A 2293-nucleotide genomic window follows, 5' to 3' on the forward strand; every position below is an offset into this window, starting at 1 on the left:
GTTGGCCACCAGTTTTAGTGAGCTTAATCCCTTCAAAGGTGGCTTGCGTTAATACACGGACATCTTTGAAGCCTTGTGACTGAATGACTTTTTGGTCTTCTTTATTCTGTACAAACAAGGGCATGTTTTTCGGAATAGCCGCTTGTGCTGCATCATCCCAATGATCTAAATGGGTATGGGTCACGATTACCGCATCTACACCTTCTAAAATCGTTTCGGGCTTGATAGGCAAATCGACTAATGGGTTCCGTAAATAGCTACGATGAGTATCGGGGAAACCTTCATAGAACCCTTTTTTAGCAAACATTGGGTCAATTAAAAAGGTTGTATCAGCATAGGTTACTTTAATCGTTGCATTGCGAATTTCTTGTATATGCGTAACTTTAGAAGTATCTCGCTGAACCACCTTATCATTCGCATATAAATGGACTGAAGCCATTGCCAGAGAGAGTGCAATAACAGAGCTACTTAAAATTTTATTCATATTCCAGATCCAATCATTTAGTCATACTCGAATCATGATAGGAAAAATCAAATAATAAAATTGTCCTTAAGGACAATCATCGAAACTATTGGGACAACATGCTATATTTATTATTTTAGAGAGGTAGATTGAATGGCTATACCAGTGATTGGATTGTTCGTATATCCCAATATAAATCCATTTCACTTCTCTATCCCCCATATCATTTTCAATATCAAGATTGAAGATAAACGCTTATTTGATCTGAAAATTTTTTCTATAGATGGCCAGCCCGTAACAACAGAACAGTCTATGATGATTATCCCTGATGGTGGGGTCGAGCTCATTAAAGAGTCGGATCTTATTATTATTCCTGGGTGGGATGATTTTAATCACGAGCCTGAACAAGTACTTATCGATGCCCTAAATTGTGCATATCAGACTGGAATTAGAATTGTAGGGTTATGCTATGGAACTTATGCACTGGCATATGCTGGTTTACTTGACCATAAAAAAGCAGCTACGCACTGGATGGCTGAACAAGATTTTAGTGAGCGATTTCCACAGGTTCAGCTTGATCATGATGCCCTGTATGTAGAAGACCAAAGGATCGTAACCTCTGCAGGAACAGGCGCAGCGTTAGACTGCTGCTTGTACTTGGTACGTGAAATCTATAGTGCACAAATTGCAAATAAAGTTTCTAGAGTAATGGTAATTCCGCCTCACCGTGAAGGTGGGCAAGCTCAGTTTATTGAACAGCCAGTAGCAGAGTCGAGCCAAGATGCACAAATTAACCTATTACTTGATTTTTTAAGAAAGAATTTAGCTTTACAACATAATATTGAAAGCTTAGCTGAACGGACACATATGACACGTAGGACGTTCACACGGCATTTTAAGAAAGCGACAGGTATGACCTTAGTCGATTGGCTGAATACTGAAAGAATCAGATTAAGTTGTGAACTCTTAGAAACGACAAACTTGTCTATCGAAAAGATAACCGAGCTTTCAGGTTTTAATAATACCGTGTCATTTAGAAAGAATTTCCGTGAAAAATATGGCACCAGCCCTCAGGCATGGAGAAAAGCTTTTGGGATCATTAATGAGAATAATCCGCCCCATTTAACATAATGGCTGTTATAAGAAATGAAAAAAACCTAGACCGAAGTCTAGGCTTTAAATTTTAAAAACACATAAAAATTAAGGCTATAGTCTCAATTTTTCAACTTCGTATAACGTGTATTATGTTAATTTCAGGAAATTTAAACACTTACCTTATAATTTAACTGTAGTTCATCCGCATTTTCCCCTCTAATGCCCCAGTTTTCTTTAGGAGTTTCAAATATAGTTATCTCAACATCATTTGAATCAATACCGCATAGATTGTTTATATTTTCGAATAGAGTCTTAATAAATGCTTTTTTAGTCTCTTTTGTTCGTCCATCGAACATGGAAATTTCAATAATTATATAAGATGTACTGCGGTCTGCTGGATATATAAAATTTTTGGATTCTAGTGGAATAAAACGTTGAAACCTTTTTTCTTCAGGATATTTTAATTCTTTAACTAAAGCCTGATGGATAGCTTTACTTAAATTATCACGATGTAATTCTATAGTTTCATCTAAAGCATAAATTTTTATCTGAGACATTACTTTCTCTAAATTAAAACCCTAATTTTAGCTTAATCTCCCCCTCCCATTTAAGATAATGGCTGTTATACGAAATGAAAAAACCTAGACTCTGGTCTAGGCTTAAAATTTAAAAAATATATAAAAATCAGTGTAGGAAACTTATTTTTAGAGGTTGGTGTTACGGGGATTAGGTTAG

At 35.9% G+C, this 2293-nt stretch carries 3 protein-coding genes; 1 reads left to right on the forward strand and 2 read right to left on the reverse strand.

Features of this window, described 5'->3' with window-relative positions:
- Window positions 1-484, reverse strand: a 484-nt coding sequence (locus FTV37_RS17020) for an MBL fold metallo-hydrolase (protein ID WP_180064313.1), incomplete at its 3' end; no start/stop codon positions are given.
- Window positions 485-616: 132 nt separating this feature from the next.
- On the opposite strand from FTV37_RS17020, the gene FTV37_RS17025 reads away from it, so the two are divergent.
- Window positions 617-1594, forward strand: a complete 978-nt coding sequence (locus tag FTV37_RS17025; RefSeq protein WP_180064314.1) for a GlxA family transcriptional regulator — start codon at window positions 617-619, stop codon at window positions 1592-1594.
- Window positions 1595-1725: 131 nt separating this feature from the next.
- On the opposite strand, the gene FTV37_RS17030 is transcribed toward FTV37_RS17025, so the two are convergent.
- The gene (locus FTV37_RS17030) at window positions 1726-2115 is read right to left on the reverse strand and encodes a tautomerase family protein (protein ID WP_004781111.1); all 390 of its coding nucleotides are present in this window, start codon (window positions 2113-2115) and stop codon (window positions 1726-1728) included.
- Between the last annotated feature and the right edge of the window lie 178 nt (window positions 2116-2293).

This window comes from Acinetobacter sp. YH16042 (assembly GCF_013417245.1).
GTDB lineage: Bacteria > Pseudomonadota > Gammaproteobacteria > Pseudomonadales > Moraxellaceae > Acinetobacter > Acinetobacter amyesii.

Excerpts from the sequence above, each read along its gene's own strand:
- FTV37_RS17025 (WP_180064314.1), top strand. The coding sequence starts at position 617 with ATGGCTATACCAGTGATTGGATTGTTCGTATATCCCAATATAAATCCA.
- FTV37_RS17030 (WP_004781111.1), bottom strand. The coding sequence starts at position 2,115 with ATGTCTCAGATAAAAATTTATGCTTTAGATGAAACTATAGAATTACAT.